The organism is Shewanella sedimentimangrovi (genome assembly GCF_017354965.1).
GTDB lineage: Bacteria > Pseudomonadota > Gammaproteobacteria > Enterobacterales > Shewanellaceae > Shewanella > Shewanella cyperi.
Window position 1 is genome coordinate 3091307 of sequence record NZ_CP071502.1, and the last position, 21940, is coordinate 3113246.

The following is a 21940-nucleotide window of genomic DNA, read 5'->3' on the forward strand; positions in this document are numbered from 1 at the left end:
TTTATCCTTTTACAGGCTTAATGCAGGAATATCAGCTCGGAATCCTGACAATCCACTTCTATGGTTTTACCCGGCACGAACTCCCCTCGCAGTAAACGTTGCGCCAGTGGATTCTCAATTTCCTGTTGCAAAGCGCGTTTAAGTGGTCGGGCGCCGTAGACTGGGTCAAAACCGGCACGGGCAATATAAGCCAGGGCTTCTTCGCTCAGATGGAGATCAAACTCTTTCTCCAACAAGCGCCGACGCAGTGACTCAATCTGGATAGCGGCAATATTCTTGATATGGGCTGCATCCAACGGATGGAATACCACAGTTTCATCAATCCGGTTCAGGAACTCAGGCCTGAAGCTGTGTACCACCACATTCATCACTTCCTGCTTCATCTGGGCATAACTCAAACTGCCAAAATGCTCTTGAATGATGTCGGATCCCAGGTTGGAGGTCATGATCACCACGGTATTGCGGAAATCCACGGTACGGCCCTGACCATCGGTCAGGCGACCGTCGTCCAGCACCTGCAACAGAATATTGAACACATCCGGGTGAGCCTTTTCCACTTCGTCGAGCAGGATCACCGAATAGGGTTTGCGGCGCACCGCCTCGGTCAGATAGCCGCCCTCCTCGTAACCCACATAGCCGGGAGGCGCTCCCACCAGACGTGAGACCGAATGTTTCTCCATAAACTCGGACATGTCGATGCGCACCAGGGCCGACTCTGTGTCAAACAGGAACTTGGCCAGTGACTTACAAAGCTCTGTCTTGCCCACCCCGGTAGGACCAAGGAACAGGAAAGAGCCTATGGGTCGGTTGGGATCGGCAAGACCGGCGCGGCTGCGGCGAATGGCATTAGCCACGGCATCCACGGCTTCGTTTTGACCTATCACCCGCTCGTGCAGGGCTTTTTCCATCTGCAGCAGTTTTTCCCTTTCCCCCTCCAGCATTTTGGCGACGGGGATGCCGGTAGCCTTTGACAGCACCTCGGCAATTTCTATGTCGGTAACTTTATTGCGCAGCAAGCGCATGTCCTGCATTTCTGCCTGGGACGCCAAATCCAGCTGCTTTTCCAGCTCGGGGATGCGGCCGTACTGCAGCTCCGACATCCGGGCCAGATCACTGGCGCGGCGGGCCACCTCCAGATCCAAACGGGCCTGCTCCAGATCCGCCTTGATATGCTGGGTACCGGCCAGGGCCGCTTTTTCCGTGTGCCAAATCTCATTCAGCTCGGCGGATTTGGCCTCAAGCTCCACCAGTTCATGGCGCAAATGCTCCAGGCGCTTGCGACTGGCTTCATCATTTTCCTTGGCGAGTGCCTGCTCCTCCAGCTTGAGCTGTATGGTGCGACGCTCCAATTTATCCAGGGGTTCTGGTTTGGAGTCGATCTGCAGTCGTATGCTGGAAGCGGCCTCGTCAATCAGATCTATGGCCTTGTCCGGCAACTTGCGGTCGGAAATGTAGCGATGGGACATGGTCGCCGCCGCTACTATGGCAGGATCTGTGATTTCCACATGGTGATGCAGCTCGTAGCGCTCCTTGAGGCCACGCAATATGGCTATGGTGTCTTCCACACTGGGCTCATCCACCAGCACCTTCTGGAAACGACGCTCAAGGGCGGCATCTTTCTCTATGTATTGACGGTATTCATCCAGGGTGGTGGCACCGACGCAGTGCAGATCACCACGGGCCAGGGCCGGTTTGAGCATGTTGCCTGCATCCATGGCCCCTTCGCTCTTGCCGGCGCCCACCATAGTGTGCAGCTCGTCGATAAAGAGGATCACCTGCCCCTCTTCCTGGGCCAGCTCGTTGAGCACCGCCTTGAGTCTTTCTTCGAACTCGCCACGGTACTTTGCACCGGCCACCAAAGCCCCCATATCGAGGGACAGCACCCGTTTATTCTTGATGCCTTCGGGCACCTCGCCATTGACTATGCGCTGTGCCAACCCTTCAACAATGGCGGTCTTACCCACACCGGGTTCGCCAATCAGCACGGGATTGTTCTTGCTGCGGCGCTGCAATACCTGCACGGTGCGACGGATTTCATCATCGCGGCCAATTACCGGGTCCAGACGGCCCTGCTCGGCCCGTTCGGTCAGATCTATGGTGTATTTTTTCAGTGCCTGACGGTTGTCCTCGGCATTGGGGTCGTCCACATTCTGGCCCCCACGCAGTTGCTCTATGGTTTTTTCCAGCAATTCCTTGGTGGCGCCGGCCTGTTTCAACAGCTGGGCCAGGGTATCGCCGCCCTCCAGCGCTGCCAGCACAAACAATTCGCTGGAGATGTACTTATCCTTGCGCTTTTGTGCCAGCTTGTCGCACAGATTCAGCAGCCGGATCAGGGCCTGGGACAATTGCACATCACCACCGGTGCCTTCAACCTGGGGCAAGCGCTCCAGCTCCTGGCTGAGCAGTGAACGCAGATTGCTGACGCGGATCCCGGCCTGGGTCAATAAGGGATGGATAGAGCCCGAATCCTGGTTAAGCAGGGCCATCATCAGGTGCACGGGTTCAATGAATTGATGATCGCGTCCCAGTGCCAGCGATTGGGCATCGGATATCGCCATCTGGAATTTGTTGGTCATACGATCGAGTCGCATAGCGCCTCCTTAAAAGCACCAAGAGGAAATCTCAAGTTACTTAAAAGATGGGGATGACGACGCTTTTTTCAAGTGATCGGAAATTAATCGCGCCAGATTAGCGAGGCCATGCGGCCGGTGATGCCATCGCGGCGATAGGAGAAATACCCGGTCTGACTGAAGGTACATTGGCGGGCATGGAACTGCCGCTCAACCCCGAGAGCCCGGAGCCGTCTTTCGGCCAGGCGATACAGATCGGCAAGGAACTTTCCCGCCCCATGGGGACGAAAACAATCACCGCAATCCGAGTCCTGTTCCAGAAATGCAAGACGCACCTCGGCACCCACTTCGAAGGCATCCGGGCCTATGGCCGGGCCAAGATAAGCCGTTATGCTCTCGCCTTTGGCGTGAAAACGAGCCACCGCGGTTTCGATAACACCATCACAAAGACCGCGCCATCCTGCGTGTACGGCGGCTATCTCCTGGCCATCGTCGCTGGCCAGCAGCACAGGCAAACAATCGGCGGTCATCACCACACATACCTTGCCGGCTTGATTGCTGTAACTGGCATCAGCCTTTCTTGGATCGGTATCCGTCACCAAGGCCAGATCCAGTAACCGGGTACCGTGCACCTGCTCCAGCCAAACGGGCTCGGAAGGTAAAACAAGAGACTCACACAGCAAGGCCCTGTTGGCCAACACCTTTGCCTCATCATCGCCCACATGCAGCCCCAGATTGAGGCTGTCAAAGGGCGCAGCGCTCACCCCGCCATGTCTGTCTGTCATGGCGATGTGAACACCGGCTGGTGTGGGCCAATCGGGCCGGAACACTTACAGGTACTCCAACGGGTGCTCTTCGGTGTCTTTACGCAGAGCCTTGGTCAGCAGCACCATGTCTTCCGGAATAGGCGCCTGCCAGCTCATAACTTCGAGAGTCACGGGGTGCACCAGCTCCAACTTGACCGCATGCAAGGCCTGACGGTTGAAGCCCTTGAGAATTTCGAAGAACTCTGGACTCGCGCCCTTGGGGGGCTTGGGACGGCCGCCATACACAGGATCCCCAACCAACACGTGACCTATATGGGCCATGTGCACGCGGATCTGGTGGGTGCGACCGGTTTCCAGACGCAAACGCAAGCGGGTATGGGCACGGAATTTCTCCGCCACCCGGTAGTGGGTCACTGAGGGACGACCACTGTGATGCACCGCCATATGGGTACGCTTGGTGGGATGACGTCCAATGGGCTCATCAACAGTACCGCCGGCAGTCATGGTGCCCAGCACTATGGCCTCGTATTCACGGGTAATTTCCCTGGCCTGCAGCGCAGCGACCAAATGAGTTTGAGCCTCGACCGTTTTCGCCACCACCATCAAGCCGGTGGTGTCTTTATCTAGACGATGCACAATACCGGCGCGGGGCACATGCTCTATATCAGGGCAATGATGCAACAGCGCATTCATCAGGGTGCCATCGGCATTGCCGGCACCGGGATGCACCACCAGCCCGGCGGGCTTGTTGATCACCAAGATATGTTCGTCTTCATAGACTATGTCGAGATCTATGGCTTCGGCCTGGGCACTGACCTCTTCTTCCAAGGTGGCTTCGATCTCAATGATCTGGGACTCCAGCACCTTCTCCCTTGGCTTGGTTACGGCTACGCCATCAACGTATACTGCGCCGGACAGGATCCATTCTTTGATCCGTGTGCGCGAATAATCAGGGAACAACTCGGCCACGGCCTGATCCAATCTCAGCCCGGTTTGTGTTGCTGAAATCTCGCTTTTTAGATTAATCTCTTGAGTCATATGAACCGTACCCCGGTTTTGGGGTCCAAAGTGGTGTGCTATTTGTTACAATCGGATGTTTTCCATTTTATAGTGAAATGGAGAAATTCTTAACTACAACTTCAAAAGAATTGAATTCAAGTATGTCTAAATTTGCCAAAGGCACCGCAGTTGCCTTGCTAACCCTGGCCCTCGGCGCCTGTAGCAGTACCGGAAGTGAAGAAGATCTGGTGCTCAATCAAAAGTCTCCCGACGCACTTTATACCCAGGCCCGTACCTCAATGGAACTTGGCAATTATGCAAAGGCGGTGAAATCCCTGGAGGCTTTGGACTCGCGTTTTCCTTTTGGCCCGCACAAAACCCAGGTGCAGCTGGATCTGATCTACGCCTACTATAAGTTGGATGACGCCGCCCAAGGACTGGCCAACATAGACCGTTTTATTCGTCTCAATCCAACCCATCCGGACATTGACTACGTCTTCTATATGCGTGGTTTGATGAACATGCAGGCCGATCGTTACTTCTTCCATGAATTGATGAATATCGATCGTACCGACAGGGATCCGCAAAATGCCATCAGCGCCTTCAAGGATTTCGACAAGCTGATAAAAAGCTACCCCAACAGCAAATATGCCGCCGATGCCCGCAAACGCATGCAATATCTGAAAAACCGCTTGGCACAATATTCAGTCCAGGTGGCAGAATACTATATCAAGATGAATGCCTGGAGTGCGGCAGCGGTCAGGGCCCAAAGTGTGATGGAAACCTATTCAGGCACCCCCGCCACCGAGCGCGCCCTGGAAATCATGGCCCAGGCCTACGATGAATTGGGGCAAAATCAACTTAAACAGCATGTGATGATGGTGATGCAGGCCAACTTCCCCAACAACGAAATGCTGAAACACTGATAAAAGTAAACGCCCCGCACTGCGGGGCGTTTACTTTTCAGCCGATCGAATTTAGTGCAAACCGCTGGCCATGTTCTTCCCTCCAGCAAGCGTTCAAAAAACACCCGCAAACGTGGCGCTGTCAGCAATCCTGTTGCCAATATCTTCCGCCCCAGCTCCCGGAGAACGGGGCCAAATGCACACAAAAAATACAGCAAACCCGCTGTCACAGGGGCTTTCGGGCAAATCTTGTCCAATCGATACGGTTTTTGTGACATTCCTAAGAAAAGAGTTGACTCAAAACCGCAAAAGCTATTTAATGCACCCCGTCGCCCGAATAGCTCAGTTGGTAGAGCAGCGGATTGAAAATCCGCGTGTCCCTGGTTCGATTCCGGGTTCGGGCACCACCTTCAACTTAAGGTGCTCAGGCGACTGGGAAAAATTGCAAAGCAGTACAGGGCAGGTGTGGTGGAATTGGTAGACACGCCAGCTTCAGGTGCTGGTGCCCTTACGGGCGTGGAAGTTCAAGTCTTCTCACCTGTACCACTTTGCGATTGATAGTTAGCTGTACGATAGACTCATTGTGCAGGTGTGGTGGAATTGGTAGACACGCCAGCTTCAGGTGCTGGTGCCCTTACGGGCGTGGAAGTTCAAGTCTTCTCACCTGTACCAATTAACACAAAGAGTCTAAAAAAATACAGTGCAGGTGTGGTGGAATTGGTAGACACGCCAGCTTCAGGTGCTGGTGCTCTTACGAGCGTGGAAGTTCAAGTCTTCTCACCTGTACCAACAAATAAGCCTCGCAATGCGAGGTTTTTTTGTATCTGAAATTCCCTCAGTTCGCCCCTCTCTCATAGCCCCTCGGGCAAAAGACTCGTCATTTGCTATAACTGTTATTTATACAGCCTTTAACGGATTAACAGCGTCAGGAATGGATGGGCTGGTCACACACCGAGGCCATTCTCATGCTCAATCTACAAATCAAACAGAAAATGCTGCTGGGGTTTGTCATGCCCCTAGTGCTGCTTGTCAGCATTTGTATCATGGCGTTTCAGATGATGGGCGAAATCAACCGCGGTGTCGTCAGTATTTACAATGACAGAGTGGTACCGCTGCAGGATCTGAAACTGATTGGCGACGACTACGCGGTATTTGTTATCGATGCCATCAATAAGGCCAACGTTGGCGAATTCAGCGCCGAAGAGGCGGCGGAAGGCTTGCAAACCGCCAGGCAGAACATCGATTCCCGCTGGAATAAATACATGGCCACCGAGCTTACTCAGGAGGAATCACGGCTTGCCAGTGATGCCCAGCGGCTCTTTATTCCAGCCAATGATTACATCGACAAGCTTATCGACCGTCTCAGCAACCTGAGAGGCAATGTCAGCGGCCAGTTGACCCAGGACATAGCTCCGCTGTACCACGTAATCGATCCCATCAGCGGCAAGATTGCCGATTTGGTGACCCTGCAGCTGACAGTCGCAGCGGAGGAAAGAGACAAGGTCGAGGGCATCTACGACAGTTCTGTATTCTGGTTTACCAGTCTGGCGACCCTGGCCGTGCTCGGCAGCGCCCTGCTCGGCGTCTGGGTCAATCGCAGTGTGATGCTGCCTATTACCGATATCCTCGGCAAATTGAAAACCATTCGCCAAAAGTCCGATTTAACCCTGCAATTCAAAGTATTCAACCAGGATGAGCTGGGTCAGATATCATCCAACCTGACCGACGTCATCAATCATTTGCGTGGCATATTGCAGTCCATTGCCATCGCCGCTAACACCATCAATGAGTCAGCCGACAATCTGAATCTGTTTGCCGCCCAAACCAGCGAGCGCATGAGCCAGCAGCAAGCCGAAACCGAGCAGACCGCCACCGCCATGCATGAAATGACCACCACGGTATCCGAAGTGGCCCAAAGCACCAACGCTGCCGCAGACTCCGCCCGGGCCGCCGACGCCAGCGCCGCATCGGGCAATCGCATTGTACTGGAGTCCATTGACAGCATGTCATCACTGTCTCGGCAGATCCAATCCACCTCGGAAGTCATCACCCAATTGGCCCAGGAAAGTCAGAACATAGGCCGGGTTCTGGATGTCATCAAAAACATCGCCGAACAAACCAACCTGCTTGCGCTTAACGCCGCCATTGAAGCGGCCCGCGCCGGTGAACAGGGACGGGGCTTTGCCGTGGTGGCCGATGAGGTGCGAACCCTGGCACAACGCACCGCCGAGTCCACCCGGGAAATTGAGACCATGATAGATGGCCTGCAACATGGGGTTCAGGAGGCGGTCAGCGCCATGGCCACGGGTATGGCGCAAGTGGAAGCCGCCAACAGCAAGGCCAATATGGCCGGCGAAGCGCTCAAAGAAATTGTCAGTGCCGTGGAAAATATCTCGCAACTGAACATCCATATAGCCACCGCCGCTGAGGAGCAAAGCAGCGTGGCCGAAAGCATCAATCAAAGCATCATCAATATCAGCGATATCGCCCAAAGCTCCAGCAGTGCCACCAACCAGCTGACGATATCGGTTCGACAACTGGCCAGCCTCGCCGGCGATATGCGAAAACAGGTCGCCGCCTTTACGCTTTAACCCTCAAATACCAAAGTAAAAGGGCCCGAAAGGGCCCTTTTACTGTTGCCATGCCTCAGCTTACGGACTTGACCAGCTTTGCCGCCTGCATATAGCGCAGCGACAGACGGTTGCGGCCCTCGGACTTGGCGATATAAAGCTGCTTGTCGGCCATGGCCAACATGTCATGCCAGCTCACCCCTACAAACTGCGGGTGAAAATGCTCGTAAAATATGCCGCCAATACTCACAGTCATCAGGCCATACTGCCCCTTGGGGTGAACAATCTGTAGCTCCCTCACCCGCTCCAGCATGCGGTTGGCCAGACGTTCCATCTGCTGCAAATTATCACCATGGATCACCACGCAAAACTCCTCGCCACCGAAACGGGTCACCAACTCACCACGGCGACGGCATTCAATCAGCAGCGCCTGGGCTATGGTCAGTAGTGCCTTATCCCCTTCGGTGTGTCCCAGACTGTCGTTGTAACTTTTGAACTCATCCAAATCCAGCATCAGGAAACCTATGGTGCCCTTTCCCGCCAGCCACTCCTCATGGGCCCGGGAGGCGAAGGCCTCCAGTCCACGACGATTGGCAATCCCGGTCAGAGGATCCTGCAATGACAGGGATTCAAGATAGTTTTGGTGCCGCTCCAACATGTCGGCCAATTGGTTGAAGGACTGGGCGACCCGGGAGATCTCCTCGATAAAGAATTGCGGCTTCATCTTGATAAGCCGGCCCCTCGACGTCATTTTCACCAGCACCCGGTTAATGGCTCGCAAAGGATTCAATATCACCAGGGTGATAGGCAAAAGACCACAGAGAAAAACGCTGATAAAGGTGAAGAAAATCAATGAGGCCTCTTTGGAAAAGAAGGCCGGCGCCTCGGACTTTTTATGCCTGAGTGTCAATACCATAGCCGGTTGTCCAAGCACATCGTTCAACAACCAGGTATGGCTGGCGCGGATCTCATTTATGCGCGAATCTTCTGTTAGCAGTGACAGTTGCTTGTGCAATCTGGGTTGCGCCAAGTCGAGATTGAAGTCCACCAGGGTTAAACGTTGCAACTCGTCGGTCAGGCTCGGCTTAATCGCCCGGATCACCATGAAACTGCCAACCACTGGGCCATCACCATCGGATGGCAGCACCGCGGCGTTACTGAACAACACCACTTTATTGCCCGATCGCAACAGTCCGGTACGGGTGCTGGGACGGGCACTTGCCACCTCTTCAGCCGACGGCAACAAGCCACCAAACCATAACGGATGGGTTTCTATGTCCCTGGGCAAAGGCGCGGGGATACCCTGGTACTGCCAAATCACCTTACCCTGGGGGTCAAACAACATGGCGGCATCTATGTCCGCCACGGAAAAGGCTGCCGGATAAAGGTTTGATTCAATAAAGGTGTCGGAGGGGCGACGAATGAAGTCGACCATTTCATCCCAGACGGCGTAGTCAAAGGCAAAAGTTTTAAGGGGTCGCTTATAAAATTCCAGCCCCGCGGTCAGGGCCCGGACTTCCATCTGCTGCTGATCGCGGATTTCCTTTGCCAACTCAGGGCGCAGGAAAACCCCGAACAGCACAAAGGCGGTCAAGCTGGACAACAGGGTCAAGCCACCGATAAGCAATAAGGAAAAGTGGTTTAGTTTCATGGCGCAGCCCCCGCCCGATCTTATTTACAGCTTAGTCTGTGACGCCCATGGAGGCGCTAAAATCCAGTAAAAATCCACCTGCATAGCAGGTGGCTTTGACACAGCCCCCTAAAAGGGGGCTTAAAAACTAACCTTCCAACCCTAACGCTATTTGCCGTTTCTCTTCTTCTTTGGCTGTCTTTTCCTGGTGCCGTACATATCTACGGATTATGTCTTCGTTTGCTCCTACTGAGTCCACAAAATAACCCCGTTGCCAGAAGTGATTCCCCCAGAGCTTGTGCTTTCTTAAATAAGGAAATTTGGCAAACATCCTGATCGCGGTTCTCCCTTTAACAAAACCCATTAAATCCGACACGCTTAGACTGGGTGGGGTTCTGACTACTAGATGGACATGATCTTCCTGAACATTTAGTTCCACGACTCTGCATTTCTTCATGTTGCAGTAAACATAGATACTTCGATAAAGCTCTCTGCCGAGATTACCTTTCAGGATTTTGTACCTGTACTTGGGTGTCCAAACGAGGTGATACTGACAACGATAGAATACGTGAGACGCGGATTCATATCTGCTCATGCTACTTACTCCTTGATTTGCTGGTAACAAACCGAGGGAGTATTTAGCATGGGCATTCTCCGGGCAAAGCCCCACCAGAACGATCACCACCTCCATAGGAGGTGGTTTTAGGGTGACAATAAAAAACGGCACCCTTGGGTGCCGCTGGTGCTTATCAGGTTCTGAACTGGCTGACAGCCTTTTGCAGCAGTGCCGCCCTGTCCCTGACCTCATCTGAGGCCCGGGCATTGTTCATGGCGGCTTCGGAAGACATTTCGGCGATATCGCGGATGATCACCACGTTCTTATTGACCTCTGCGGCCACCGAACTCTGCTCTTCAATGGCGGCTGCGATCTGGGTGCTCATATCCATGATGTTGGTGACATCCTGGTTAATCTGCTCCAACAGGGCCCCGGCACTGGCGGCCTGCTCCGCACTCTCGGTGCCCTGACGCTGGCTGGCCTCCATCAGTTGCACTATGGAACGGGTACGACTCTGCAGGGTTTGAATAATACCGGCAATTTCCTCGGTGGACTCCTGGGTGCGCATCGCCAGGCTGCGAACCTCATCGGCCACCACAGCAAAGCCCCGCCCCTGTTCACCGGCCCGGGCCGCCTCAATGGCCGCGTTAAGCGCCAGCAGGTTGGTCTGTTCGGCAATACCACGGATCACGTCCAGCACACTGCCTATGGTACTGCTGTCACGCTCAAGCTCCGCCACCACCTTGGCCGATTCATTAAGCTGCCTGGCCAGCGACTGGATCTTGTCTATGGTCTGCACCACCTCATGTTGGCCACTTTGGGCATTTTCATGGGTATGACCGGCGCGCTCGGCTGCCAGCTCGGTATTCTTGGCAATTTCGTCTATGGTGGCGCCCATTTCGGTAATGGCGGTGGCTACCATATCGGTTTCGTTCAACTGCCGCATCACTCCGTCCGACGCCGCAGCGGCATTGCTCGACAGTGAGGTGCAGGATTGATTCACTATGGCCACTGACTCAACGACCTGATCAATAAGCTTACGGATAATATCGAGCATTTCATTGAAATGAACCGCAATCTCAGCCATTTCATCCCCCCCTGACTCATCGCAGCGCCGGGTGAGATCTTTGTTGCGGCCGATTTCAGTGATCACCTGATTGATTCGGGTCACCGGGGTAATCACGCTTTGAATGATTCGGTAGGTGGTCACAGCTACTATGACCAGTATGAGGCCAAAAATCACAAATCCCCACCGCACGGCACTTTGCTTGGCCGCAGCAATTTCGGCTGAGGCCAATTGGCCCAATTCAGTGCTGGCCGCTTCGGCGCGGGACACCGCCGCACGCAGCTTGCCTATGGCACCATCCTCTTTACCCAAGCCAAAGGCTTGCTCCTTAATAACCAGGGCCTTAAAGTCCCTCTGATAGTTGCCCATCAACTCCCGAATTCGACTCTCCACGCCTCCTTCCAAACCGGCAGCGCTAAGCGTCTGATTAAATTTGGCTACGTTGGAGTCAAACTTATCCATATAGGACATGTCACGGCGTAACATGAAGTCCTTCTCATTACGGCGCAATTGCAGCATGGCCGCCAGCAATTCGGGGCGGTGGTGCTCTTCCACCAAAGATTCAACATCGTGCACCGCCTGACGCAGATTGCCGTAGAGCCCGGACTTTGGAGTCAGGCCAATTTCCTGCTGCAGTGCCACTACTTGCTTGAAGGTGGCCAGATATTCGTCAATGGCGTGCTCAAAACTGTCGATGGCGCTGCGCGGCATCCTGTAATCAAGGAATTTCGCCTCTACCTGCTCCAGTTTTTGTTGCAGCTCAGCACCGTGACGAGCGTGGTCTTCTACATATTTCAAATCCAGACGACTGAGAAAATCCTTTTCGTCTTTGCGCAAAATCAGAATGTCCTTTTCCAACTCAATAACTTGTTGTGCGGCCTCAGCCAATTCTTCCTGCTGGCCTCCGGCGTACAATTGCAGGCCGAGCATGGCGACCAGGGCGGCCACGGATAAGGTGGCACTTAACAACAATTTCTGGCGAATGAGCATTCTGGCTTCTCCGGACGGTTTTTCTAGGTGGCGTTATGCCTTTATTAAAGATAGTCATTTCAGGGCATTTGGGCAGTGAATAGCAAAAAACCACTCCCTCGGTTAAAGGAACTAGTTGTTTGTTATGACTGACATCCATTTGTCAGACAAAGCTATCACGTAAATCATTCTTTTTTACAGGTTTTAACTGTGGCGGATTGAAATTTTTCTGTCACAAACTGGACTTTGAAATTTACATTTAAATTGCATACATTATCCCAATAGATTCATAGGAGTGTTAAATGCAGATTTTCAGTGCCACCGAGGTTCATCAACGACTTAACTTTCCCCTGCTGATCGCCAACCTGAAACTGGCCTTTGCCAACAGCGCAGACCTGCCAAGGCGCCAGGTGTATCCGCTGGAACCGGGCAAAGCGGATGCATTTGCCGTACTGCCCGCCTGGGATGATCAGGGCATAGCGGTTAAGGCCTTCACTTATATGCCGGACAACCCGAAAAAAGATCCGGCCCTGGCCAGCCTCTATTCGCAGATATTGCTGTTTGACCGCCACACAGGTCAGCCCCAGGCGCTGATTGATGGCACCAGTGTCACCTACTGGCGCACCGCGGCCGTGTCAGCCTTGGCAGCAGACTTCCTCGCCAGGCAAGACGCCAAACGTCTGTTGCTGCTCGGCACCGGCAATCTGGCCCCCTTTATGGCCCTGGCCCACGCCAGTGTGCGACCGCTGACCGAGATCCGTATCTGGGGACGGCGCCCCGAAGCTGTGGCCGAGGTCATCAGGAATGTGGCCAGGGAAAGACCGGATCTGCACCTGAGCCCTGTGGGCGACTTGGCCGAGGAAGTGCCTCAGGCTGACATCATCAGCTGCGCCACCGGGGCCCACGGGCCGCTGTTTAACGGCGAATGGGTCAGTCCCGGCAGTCATTGCGATCTGGTCGGCAATCACCACAGGGATGGCCGAGAATGCGACAGTCAGCTGGTGCTGAATTCCAGCGTTTATGTGGATAGCCGCACCAATGTGCTGCATGAAGCAGGTGAACTACTGATCCCCATGGCCGAGGGACTTATCAATGAATCCCATGTGCTGGGTGAACTGGCAGATCTTTGCCGCGGTACAAGCATTGGGCGCAAAAATCCCCAAGAGCGCACCCTGTTCAAGAGCGTCGGCTCCGCCCTGGCCGACCTTGCCGCTGCCCGCACAGTGTTCAACGGAACGGGAAATTAAAAATATTCGCACCGGGTTTAAACCTTTTAGTGTTATCAATCTGTCTTAAGGATTAATTGCATAACCGACATGGAAACTCCGGTGTGAATATGCCCCTCGACAACCCCGCCCTGGCGATCACGGATCCGCAACTGGCCCACCAGGCGGCCGGAGGCGATCGCCAGGCCTTCGAGACCCTGTATCAGCGCCATCACCAGCGGGTGTACGCCCTGGCATTGCGACTGTGCGGCAACCGCCATTGTGCTGAAGATGTCACCCAGGCCAGCTTTATCCGTGCCTGGCACAAACTGGCCCAGTACCGCGGCGACAGCCAGTTTGGTACCTGGTTGCACAGTCTCACCGTCAATGTCGCCATGAATCATTTGAAACAGCAACGCAGCTTCTGGAGTCGCTTCCGGCCGCTGAATGATGCGGAAACAACTCACTTCGCCGCTGCAGAACATAAGCCTTTGGAACACAAGGATCTGGATACCCTGCTGCTGCGTCTACCCGAACGGGCACGGGTGGTATTTGTGCTCTGCGCCATTGAAGGCTACCAACACGACGAGGTCGGCCGCTTGCTGAACATAGCCACAGGCACCAGCAAGGCCCAATATCACAGGGCCAAAACCCTGCTCAAGGAGATGTTGTCATGACTGTTAACGACAAAGATCCTCTGGATACCCTGCTGGAAAAGCTGCCGCGGGAATTGGCACCCGAGCGGGATCTCTGGCCCGGTATCTCAGCCCGCCTGGATAAGCCCCAGCCCCACAAAGGCCACAGTAAAGGCTTCCTGGCCGCAGCGGCCACAGTGCTGCTGGCGCTGGTGCTCTATGGTCAGTGGTCCGGTGAGCGAAGGGATGAAGAGCAAGTGGCCCTGCAAACCCTGATCGAGGGCATAGCCCTGCGTCACCAACAGGATGTTGCCGCCATGCAAACCGGCCTATGGCAAACCGTAGGCTGGCAACAAGCCCTGAATGATGGCCTGGATGAACTACGGCGCGCCGCCGAGGAGATACGTCAGGCCCTCAAACAGCACCCCACCGACAAACAACTGTGGCAACTGTGGCTTTGGACCCAGCGCCGCGAAATCGAGTTATTGAAACAAAGCCAGCGCCTGCCGCGAACAGGCCAGCCACAAGGAGAGAGTATATGAAATTGACCCACAGCACCCTGGCCCTGTTATTGGCGATTGTGCCGCAATTGCAGGCCGCCGAAAAAGTGGATCGCACCATCAAGGTCGACAGCAAGCCCAAGGTGGAACTGGAAGTCCCACGCGGCGAAGTCAACCTCGTTAGCTGGAATAAGTCCGAGGTGCGGGTGGAAGGCACCCTGGACGAGGAAAGTGAAGGCCTGGAACTGGAACAGCGCGGTGGCGTGGTGCATATCAGGGACAAGGCCAATCTGCGCCGCAAGCATCACAATGATAACAAGGATGGCTCCAAGTTGACCCTGTATCTGCCAAAGGAATTGAGCCTCAGTGCCGAGGGGATCTCAACCGATTACCGCCTCAAGGATTTCAGCGGCAAGCTGGAGCTGTCCAGCGTCAGCGGCAACATACAATCAGAGTCCTTAAGCGGTGAGGTTGCCCTTAATACAGTGTCCGGCGATATAAAGGCCAAGGCGCTCAAGGGCGAGCTGTATTTGATTACCGTCTCCGGTGCCATCATGGATGAGGACAGCAGCGGCGAGGTGAATTACCAACTGGTCAGCGGCGATCTCAAGGGCATAAGCCAAGGCAAAAAAATCAGCATTGAGCAAGTCTCCGGTGAAGTAAAGTTTGCCCTGCCCAAGGCCGAACAACTGCGTTTCAGTACCGTCAGTGGTGACAGTCAGTTGCGGGTGCCCGGAAAATTGGATGCCAAACTCGAAAGCGTCAGTGGCGATCTTGAGCTGAGTTTTGATGGCAAGGCCGATAGCCGTTTCAGTATCAATGGCGGTCCCAGTGGCGATATTCACAACAAGCTCAGTGGCGACAAGCCGGCCAAGCCCAAATACGGTCGCGGCAGCAAACTCGAGTTCAGTGCCGGCAGCGGTGCGGGCAGGATAGATATCTCCACCATCAGCGGCGATATCACCCTGAAACAATAAGCACAATTCTCAGCAACAGGCAGCTTAAGGCTGCCTGTTTTTATTCGGCAGGAAAATTCGCCCCAGGCCACGCCTGTTCCAGAATACCGGAAATCACATGCTCCAATAGGGGATTAACGTGGGCTTGTTTGCGCCACACCAGGCTGTATTGAACACAGGCCTCGGGCATGTTTGCCGGTTCAAGCTGTACCAGGGCCCCCGTGGCCAGCTCCCGCTGTATGGATTCTCTTGTAGTCAGCGCCACCAGGTCACTGGCTGCCAGGACAGCGTCCACCGAGCGAAAATCATTGAACCGCACTATCCCGGCAAAATCGTGTCTGTTCGAGTCAAAAATATCGCCGAATTTACTTCCTATGTCGGGTGCCAGCCCGGCCGGAACGGCCAATGGAAAATCCCGCAATCGCTCCAGATAAAGCCGCGGTTCACCAAGCAGCGGATGCTCAGGCCGACAATAAAAGCCCAGAGCCGAGGCGGGCAAAGACAACCGGCTCAATTCATCCTGCGCCAGCGCAGGCAGCAGATGGGTGTCGACTATTGCCAGATTAATCTGATTCACCAAGAGCAGTTGCAACAGTCGCTCACTGTCGCCCAGGCTCAAATCCAGGGTAATTGCCGGATAATCCCGCATCAGTTTGCCCAGTACCGGCCCCAATACCCCCGCCTGGCCCGCAACACAGCCGATCGCTATCTGGCCGGCATACTCGCCACGTAAGGTCAGCAACGCCGTCTCCAGGGCGTCCATTTGCTTAACCAGTTGCTCTCCATGTTCATATACCAGGGCACCATCGGGGGTCAGAGCAAAACCGCCGGCGCTGCGATCCAGCAAGCTCACCCCAAGCAAGGTTTCCATTTTTTGAATGCTGCGGGACAAGGTGGGCTGGGCAAGATTCAACTGTTCGGCGGCGCGACTGAAGCTCTGCTGGCGGCACAGAGCCAAAAAATGCTTGATATGCCTGAGTTCCATACGCCCCCCTTCATGCACTGTGGTTTCGGGCCTGTGATGGCCGCCCTGAGCGCCAATCTTGTGCCCGGCTTTCCCAAGGGACAAGGTCTGAAGCGGTGACAATTTGTATCGCGGGTGTTTTCAGTATCCCTGAAGCGACCTCGGCCAGCTCAAAAACCACAGTTAACCAAGCAATTGACTTACATAGCTGCAACAGCGGCTACTCCCCGTTGCCAAATGTGACACTTTGCATCATCTGTATCCGCTGCGATTACATTTCCCCCTGTACCAGGGAGCCAACTGGAAGCCCAGAAACCAGAGGCCTGTCACAGCGTAAATCTGTCGTGATTTCATCCACCTGAAAAATACTCCTGCCGATATGGGCCGCGGTATTTTCCCCGCATCCGAATGCACAAGCTTTCTTATTTGCTGCTGCCGGCCATTTGACTATGCATTTCGTGCATTTAGTCATAGCCCTAATGCATTGGATTGCCTTCGGGGTGACGTTTAAAAATCGACCACGCAGGACTGTCTGTAACTGTTGCGGATAGAAAACGTCAAAGAGTACACCCTATGAAACTTAAAAAAATAAGCATGATGACTATCGCGGCCATGTACGCTGCGGGTGCAGGTGCCGGGGCGGTGGATAATGCCGCTGTGGCTCTGCCACAGGCCATGCCTGACTTCATCAAAGAAATAAAAATTACTCCCGAAATGATGGAGGCCAGCAAGGCCCGCAGTACCCGCGCCGACAGATTCCATCACGGCAAAACCCAGGCCGCCAGCCCATCACAACCCAATACCCACAGGGCTCCGGTTCAGAAAGTGGACTTCGTCTGGGAAAATGATGTGGAAGGTGTGCATACCTACATTATCGAATTCAATGACGATGCTGTAGCGACTTACAATGGCAATATCCGTGGCCTGGCGGCAACCGCCAGTCGCAGTCTGGCCAAGGTCCCTTCGAGCCTGGCCACAACCTCGTCCTACAAGATTGATGCCCAAAGCCCCGAGGTCAAAAACTACGTCAATTACCTGGAGCAAAAGCAACAGCTGCAACTGGCCAAGGTCGCCGCCATTGTCGGCAGTGACATGCAGGTCAAGCGCAGCTTTAAATTTGCCCTGAACGGTGCCACAGTGCCCATGACACAAGAGCAGGCGGCCAAGGTGTCCCGTCTGCCCGGCGTACGTAACGTGCAGCGCTCGGTCAACTATTCCCTGAACACAGACGTGGGTCCAACTCACATTCGTGCCAACGAAATCTGGATCCCCGGCACCCTGGGACTCGCCAACAAGGGTGAAGGCGTCGTGGTCGGTATCCTCGACACAGGTATCAACTCAGACCATCCATCCTTCGCCGCCACCGCAGGTGATGGCTATGTGCACAGCAACCCCAGAGGCAGATTTTACGGTGACTGTGAAAAGCCCGAGTTCGCCGACATGTGTAACGACAAGCTGATCGGTGTCCGTTCCTATCCTATTATCACCGACACTTACAGTTTGCCTGTGTTTCAGGATCGCTGGTTCTATGAACAGGTTGATCCCAAGCGTCCCGAGAACGGTGAAGACTATCAGGGCCATGGCTCCCACACGGCCTCCACGGTGGCCGGTAACGATCAGTATGACGTGCCTTACCAAATCTCTGAATTTGCCGAGCGCTCCGATGGTATTGATACAGATCTGAAATTCCCCCACATCTCAGGTGTGGCGCCACGGGCCAACATCATCGCCTATCAGGTGTGCTATGCCGGCGACGGTTCCTACAGCCACTCGGATGGTTCGACAACAGATCAATATCAGGGCTGTCCAAGCGAAGCCCTGCTGGCCGCCTTTGAAGATGCCATTCTCGACAAGGTGGATGTGATCAACTTTTCCATCGGCGGCGGTGAGCGCAGCCCATGGGAAAGCTCCCTGGAAATGGCCTTCCTGGCCGCCCGTGAAGCAGGGATCGTGGTTGCGGCCTCTGCCGGTAACTCCGCCTGGGACAACATTGACCACGTCTCTCCCTGGGTGACCAGTGTTGCCGCCACCACCCACGGCCGCAGCATTGAGTTTTCAGAAAAACGCCTCGAAGCCATGAGCGGTGGTGATACCACACCGCCGAGCGATCTGGTGGGTGGTGGTTACACCGCCGAAGGCTTCACCGGTAATTTTGTGCTGGCCGCCAACTTCGGCGATGCCCTGTGTAACACCCCATTCCCGGCGGACACCTTCACGGCGAACCAAATCGTGGTCTGTAAGCGCGGTGACATTCCCCGACTGGAAAAGGCCGTTAACGTGCAGGCAGGTGGCGCCGGTGCCATGGTGCTCTATAACGCCGATTACACCCAGGATGCGCCCTGGGGCTATAAAGAGCCCAACGATCCTTATGTGATCCCCGGAATACTGCTGCCAAGCTGGCCCGGCCAGCAACTGGTGTCCTGGTTGTCCTCCGGCACGGGCCACATGGGCACCATCAATGCCTCCACCATCAGCACCAAGATGGGTGAGGCCGACTATGTGGCCCCCTTCTCTTCCCGTGGCCCAAGCCGCACCACCCCGGACTCCATGGCGCCGAATGTGGGTGCGCCGGGTGTCGATGTATTCGCCGCCTTTGCCGACGACCATCCATTCACCCGCACCCCCTTCTCCGGCGACTATACCCTGATGTCCGGTACCTCCATGGCCGGCCCACATGTGGCGGGCGCCATGGCACTGTTGCGTCAGCAGTATCTGGACTGGACCGCAGCTGAAATTGAATCGGCATTGGTGTCTACAGCGAGAAACTCCGCCAAGTATCTGGGCTACTGGGGTGATACCATCACCGCCGGGCTGGATGATGTCGGGGCCGGTGTGATTGATGTCAAGGCCGCCTCCATGGCGGGGCTGATAATGGATGAGACCGCTGACAATTATCGGGCCGCCAACCCCAACAACGGTGGTAACCTGTCATCGCTCAACACCCCTTATCTGTTTGCCACCAGCTGTGAAATGAACTGCAGCTTTGTCCGCACCTTCCGCGCCACCGAAGATGGCAGCTGGAAGATTGATATGGCGGAGCACAGTGAAGATGGCCTGCCATTGCTGAACCTGAACGCCATGCCAAGCAACTTCACCCTGAAAAAAGGTGAAGTGCAAACCGTGGTGTTTACAGCAGCGGTGAACGACATCAGTAACATTTATGGCGGTATTCAGGACGTACAGTTTGAAGGCCATGTGACCATCACGCCAGATGACAGCAACAAGGCAGTACAAACCCTGCCGATGCGCGTGGGTTTCAATAACGATGGTCTGCCGAACGATCTTTCTATGGATATGCCCAGAACCAAGAGTGAAAATCTCACTCCGCCGCTGCGCACCAAGGAAGTGGCATCCGTCAAGGTCAACGGCCTGGTGAAGGGCGAGCAGCAGGTGCACAACCTGGTGCCCTACAGCCTGGGGATTAACACCCCGGAAGATATTGCCAACGATCCCGGCATAGCCCAGATCAACTTCACCATTCCCGAAGGCACCAAGCGCTTCGTGTTTGAAGTACCACGCATCGACGGCTATACCATTTACCACGATACCGCTATCGATGTTGGTTACGACGCCAACAACGACGGCCAGGTACAGTGGCATGAAGAGGCCATCTGCTACTCCTGGAGTTACGATCGCGACTTCTGTAGTGTGGAAAACCCCAAGCCGGGTAACTACTGGGCCCTGGTAGGTAACTACACCCTGTTTGACCCCAACTACACCCGAGGCTTGGATCAACCCCTGGCCATCACCACTTCACTGGCCATCATCCCCGAAGGCGCAAACGGCAGCATGGACGCCGCCATTGTCGGCGAAGCCAATGGTGCCGACGCCTATCGCGTTAACATGAGCTGGGATGTACCAGATGCCGAGCAAGGTGACGTCTATTACGCGGCAGTCGAATTTAACGGCAACGACAGCCAGAATGGCGATGTGGGTATGATGGGTGTTCGTCTGGAAAGCAAGCCGGTGGATTTCATCCTGCATGCCAGCCAGGACGCGGCCAAGATTGGTGATGTGATTGAATTCCAAATGCAGGCCGATGCCAACATGATGGAACGGGATCGCAACTTCCGCCTGCAGACCATGCTGCCCGAAGGTCTGACCCTGGTGAAGGAAAGCGTGCAGGTGGAAGGTATTTATGCCGATATGACCAGCGTTGAAGGCAACGACCTGGTGATTGAAGGTGTGCAGCCCACCTCGGCTTACACCCCACGACGCTACGTTTGGACCACCAACGAAACCGATCCCAACTGCCGTCAGCCCTATGAAGATCTGGACAATCAGGACAACTTCATCGACCTGAGTCATTTTATGTTCCCCACAGGCATTGAGGGGAACGTGTGGGACAGTTTCTACGTCGATATCTGGGCCACAGGTTTTGAGAAGATAAACCATTATGGTCAGGACAGAGATGGGCTGATGCAAATCAACCCGGCCGGCTTTATCGCCTTCGACGGCATGCCTTACATGAACTGGTGGCATATGTCGATGGAAGGTCTGGCGTTCCCTGATACCATGGTCGCACCGCTGTGGCACCACAATGGCAGTATAGCGCCCGGTGTCGATTGGAATACCGGCCTGTATACCGGTCTGTTCTTCGCCCGTTCCGATAAGGAAATCTTCTTCCAGTGGTCTGATATGCAAATCAAAAACTGGATGGGTTGGAGTGAGGGTTCCTATACCTTCCAGACCATCTATGCGGTGGAGCCGGACTTTAACGAAGGCAAGAATGAAATCATCTTCGCCTACAAGCGTCTGGATCCGGCACTGAAGGGTCAGGGCTCAATCGGTACCCGTGGCTATCACGGTTTCCGCAACCCATTTGGCCCCAACGAAGGCTGGCTGGCCGATACCTTTGCATACGACAACGTGCTGAGCCGGGTGTCCGAGTTCTCCATGGTGTGTGGTAACTATGAGGGACCTGAGCAATCCGCTGTACGGGTCAAGTTCAACGCCGTGGTTAACAATGCCGCCGCAGGTCAGGATCTGCAGCTTAAGGTGAGCAGTGACTATGACAACGCCAGCCCGGCTACCCTGAGCCACAGCATCAAGGTCAACGGCAACATCAAGATGGGTCAGTTCAATGCGGCCACCATAGATGAAAACACCAGCCTGAAAGACCTGGCCGTATTGTTCAGCAGCACCACCAGCAGCACCAAGCAGATCAGTGTCAGCGGTGAGCACATCACAGGCACAGTGCATGGCCATACCCCAGGTTCCAAGGTCGATATCACTCCCGATGCCGATTGGCATGGTGAGACCCTGGTGACCATCACGGTCAGCGATGCAGCAAACAGCAGCGATACAGCTTCTGCCAGCTTCATGTTAACCGTGCTGTCAGACGGCATAGAAAAAGGTTGTATGGATTCCAACGCAACCAACTTTGATGCCAATGCCAACACTGACGATGGTTCCTGCCAATACCCGGCACCACCGGCAGCGCCCGTCACGCCCGAGTCCAGTGGTGGCGGCAGCCTTGGCTGGTTGTCTCTGGGTCTGCTGTCTCTGCTGGGTCTGCGTCGCAGACAACGCTGAGCTTAAGCAATAAGATAAAGGGCCTTCGATTTGAAGGCCCTTTCCTTTCCCTGTTGCAATTTTGTACAAAAAACAAGCCTGAGTTCAAGGATATATGCGCGGAAGTGCGCTAA

The 21940-nt window shown here is 54.7% G+C and carries 14 protein-coding genes and 4 tRNA genes; 11 read left to right on the forward strand and 7 right to left on the reverse strand.

The features are described 5' to 3' along the window. Positions 1-17: 17 nt before the first annotated feature. The 3 genes from clpB to rluD all read right to left on the reverse strand — a co-directional run bounded on the left by clpB (position 18) and on the right by rluD (position 4375). The gene (gene clpB, locus JYB85_RS13655; protein WP_207379725.1) at positions 18-2591 is read right to left on the reverse strand and encodes an ATP-dependent chaperone ClpB; all 2574 of its coding nucleotides are present in this window, start codon (positions 2589-2591) and stop codon (positions 18-20) included. Between the two features lie 83 nt (positions 2592-2674). Further along, positions 2675-3400 carry a peptidoglycan editing factor PgeF gene (gene pgeF, locus JYB85_RS13660; protein ID WP_207379726.1) on the reverse strand — a complete coding sequence of 242 codons (726 nt, stop codon included), beginning with the start codon at positions 3398-3400 and terminating at the stop codon, positions 2675-2677. After that, positions 3401-4375 (reverse strand): 23S rRNA pseudouridine(1911/1915/1917) synthase RluD, encoded by a 975-nt coding sequence (gene rluD / locus JYB85_RS13665; protein ID WP_207379727.1) that lies wholly within the window; start codon positions 4373-4375, stop codon positions 3401-3403. Positions 4376-4497: 122 nt separating this feature from the next. On the opposite strand from rluD, the gene JYB85_RS13670 reads away from it, so the two are divergent. The 6 genes from JYB85_RS13670 (at position 4498) to JYB85_RS13695 (ending at position 7832) form a co-directional block, all read left to right on the forward strand. Continuing rightward, positions 4498-5262 (forward strand): outer membrane protein assembly factor BamD, encoded by a 765-nt coding sequence (locus JYB85_RS13670; RefSeq protein ID WP_207379728.1) that lies wholly within the window; start codon positions 4498-4500, stop codon positions 5260-5262. A 310-nt stretch (positions 5263-5572) separates the two neighbouring features. Continuing rightward, positions 5573-5648: transfer RNA gene (locus JYB85_RS13675), tRNA-Phe, on the forward strand. A gap of 52 nt (positions 5649-5700) precedes the next feature. Next, positions 5701-5787: transfer RNA gene (locus JYB85_RS13680), tRNA-Leu, on the forward strand. Between the two features lie 39 nt (positions 5788-5826). Beyond that, positions 5827-5913: transfer RNA gene (locus JYB85_RS13685), tRNA-Leu, on the forward strand. Between the two features lie 30 nt (positions 5914-5943). Beyond that, a tRNA-Leu gene (locus JYB85_RS13690) sits at positions 5944-6030 on the forward strand. A 176-nt stretch (positions 6031-6206) separates the two neighbouring features. Beyond that, positions 6207-7832, forward strand: a complete 1626-nt coding sequence (locus JYB85_RS13695; RefSeq protein ID WP_207382076.1) for a methyl-accepting chemotaxis protein — start codon at positions 6207-6209, stop codon at positions 7830-7832. A gap of 55 nt (positions 7833-7887) precedes the next feature. On the opposite strand, the gene JYB85_RS13700 is transcribed toward JYB85_RS13695, so the two are convergent. The 3 genes from JYB85_RS13700 to JYB85_RS13710 form a co-directional block, all read right to left on the reverse strand. Next, positions 7888-9462 carry a sensor domain-containing diguanylate cyclase gene (locus JYB85_RS13700; RefSeq protein WP_207379729.1) on the reverse strand — a complete coding sequence of 525 codons (1575 nt, stop codon included), beginning with the start codon at positions 9460-9462 and terminating at the stop codon, positions 7888-7890. Positions 9463-9589: 127 nt separating this feature from the next. Beyond that, on the reverse strand, positions 9590-10036 hold the full coding sequence (gene tnpA / locus JYB85_RS13705; RefSeq protein WP_207381940.1) for an IS200/IS605 family transposase: 447 nt from the start codon (positions 10034-10036) through the stop codon (positions 9590-9592). A 154-nt stretch (positions 10037-10190) separates the two neighbouring features. Then, positions 10191-12053 carry a methyl-accepting chemotaxis protein gene (locus JYB85_RS13710; RefSeq protein ID WP_207379730.1) on the reverse strand — a complete coding sequence of 621 codons (1863 nt, stop codon included), beginning with the start codon at positions 12051-12053 and terminating at the stop codon, positions 10191-10193. A gap of 281 nt (positions 12054-12334) precedes the next feature. On the opposite strand from JYB85_RS13710, the gene lhpI reads away from it, so the two are divergent. From lhpI to JYB85_RS13730, 4 genes are all read left to right on the forward strand, one after another. Then, entirely contained in the window at positions 12335-13279 is a 945-nt protein-coding gene (gene lhpI, locus JYB85_RS13715; protein WP_207379731.1) for a bifunctional Delta(1)-pyrroline-2-carboxylate/Delta(1)-piperideine-2-carboxylate reductase, read from the forward strand. An 89-nt stretch (positions 13280-13368) separates the two neighbouring features. Further along, positions 13369-13914, forward strand: coding sequence for an RNA polymerase sigma factor (locus JYB85_RS13720; RefSeq protein ID WP_207382077.1), 546 nt, complete (start codon positions 13369-13371; stop codon positions 13912-13914). Further along, entirely contained in the window at positions 13911-14414 is a 504-nt protein-coding gene (locus tag JYB85_RS13725; protein ID WP_207379732.1) for a hypothetical protein, read from the forward strand. The genes JYB85_RS13720 and JYB85_RS13725 overlap by 4 nt, the downstream gene beginning before the upstream one ends. Continuing rightward, positions 14411-15349, forward strand: a complete 939-nt coding sequence (locus tag JYB85_RS13730) for a DUF4097 family beta strand repeat-containing protein (protein WP_207379733.1) — start codon at positions 14411-14413, stop codon at positions 15347-15349. Before JYB85_RS13725 ends, JYB85_RS13730 begins: the two co-directional genes overlap by 4 nt. Positions 15350-15389: 40 nt before the next feature. Here JYB85_RS13730 and JYB85_RS13735 read toward each other — a convergent pair whose 3' ends face one another. After that, positions 15390-16313, reverse strand: coding sequence for a LysR family transcriptional regulator (locus JYB85_RS13735; RefSeq protein WP_207379734.1), 924 nt, complete (start codon positions 16311-16313; stop codon positions 15390-15392). A 552-nt stretch (positions 16314-16865) separates the two neighbouring features. Here JYB85_RS13735 and JYB85_RS13740 point away from each other — a divergent pair. After that, positions 16866-21827: a S8 family serine peptidase gene (locus tag JYB85_RS13740; RefSeq protein ID WP_207379735.1), complete on the forward strand. Its 4962-nt coding sequence runs from the start codon at positions 16866-16868 to the stop codon at positions 21825-21827. Positions 21828-21940: the final 113 nt, after the last annotated feature.

Coding starts and splice junctions, on each gene's coding strand:
- JYB85_RS13735 (WP_207379734.1), bottom strand. CDS start 16,313: ATGGAACTCAGGCATATCAAGCATTTTTTGGCTCTGTGCCGCCAGCAG.
- JYB85_RS13700 (WP_207379729.1), bottom strand. CDS start 9,462: ATGAAACTAAACCACTTTTCCTTATTGCTTATCGGTGGCTTGACCCTG.
- JYB85_RS13740 (WP_207379735.1), top strand. CDS start 16,866: ATGAAACTTAAAAAAATAAGCATGATGACTATCGCGGCCATGTACGCT.
- JYB85_RS13670 (WP_207379728.1), top strand. CDS start 4,498: ATGTCTAAATTTGCCAAAGGCACCGCAGTTGCCTTGCTAACCCTGGCC.
- clpB (WP_207379725.1), bottom strand. CDS start 2,591: ATGCGACTCGATCGTATGACCAACAAATTCCAGATGGCGATATCCGAT.
- JYB85_RS13725 (WP_207379732.1), top strand. CDS start 13,911: ATGACTGTTAACGACAAAGATCCTCTGGATACCCTGCTGGAAAAGCTG.
- JYB85_RS13710 (WP_207379730.1), bottom strand. CDS start 12,053: ATGCTCATTCGCCAGAAATTGTTGTTAAGTGCCACCTTATCCGTGGCC.
- JYB85_RS13695 (WP_207382076.1), top strand. CDS start 6,207: ATGCTCAATCTACAAATCAAACAGAAAATGCTGCTGGGGTTTGTCATG.
- lhpI (WP_207379731.1), top strand. CDS start 12,335: ATGCAGATTTTCAGTGCCACCGAGGTTCATCAACGACTTAACTTTCCC.
- tnpA (WP_207381940.1), bottom strand. CDS start 10,036: ATGAGCAGATATGAATCCGCGTCTCACGTATTCTATCGTTGTCAGTAT.
- rluD (WP_207379727.1), bottom strand. CDS start 4,375: ATGACTCAAGAGATTAATCTAAAAAGCGAGATTTCAGCAACACAAACC.
- JYB85_RS13730 (WP_207379733.1), top strand. CDS start 14,411: ATGAAATTGACCCACAGCACCCTGGCCCTGTTATTGGCGATTGTGCCG.
- JYB85_RS13720 (WP_207382077.1), top strand. CDS start 13,369: ATGCCCCTCGACAACCCCGCCCTGGCGATCACGGATCCGCAACTGGCC.